At 67.8% G+C, this 428-nt stretch carries 1 protein-coding gene; it reads right to left on the bottom strand.

Annotated features, from left to right (window positions below; all coding sequences use genetic code 11):
- Window positions 1-313 (bottom strand): hypothetical protein (locus tag AC5ZGW_RS47185; protein WP_496114279.1); only part of this gene is annotated, 313 nt, incomplete at its 3' end.
- Window positions 314-428: the final 115 nt, after the last annotated feature.

Raw genomic sequence — 428 nt, forward strand, 5'->3', positions numbered from 1 at the left:
TCCTGCAGCGCCAGTATCGACGATGACCGATCCGGTAATACCGACGGCCGTGTTCGCAGACGTCGCGCCGCCTGTGCTCGCGGCGCCGCTCGGTCCTCGGTATTGCCGGCTCGGCCATGTCGACCAATGGCGCGACCGCCGGCACGAACAGCGGCAGCCGGTCGGCCTTTGCCGTCGACCGCTGCGGCTCATCGTCCGCAACGCTGGTCGTCGCTGCAGCCGGTGGCGCCGCGTCGCGCTGGCTCGCTGCAATCATCAGCAGCGACCAGATCGCGGCGGCGCCGGACATCACCTTGAATGCGGTCAGCGCCATTTCACCGGCTCGATCTGGCAAGGGAGCTTGATGCTTTTCGGGTCCTCCGGCCGGCCTGCCGTCGTCACCATGGTGGTGAAGCCGCAGACGTCGCAGGCAATGGTGAAGTAGCCGC

The sequence above is a fragment of the Bradyrhizobium sp. Crot121 genome (assembly GCF_059512385.1).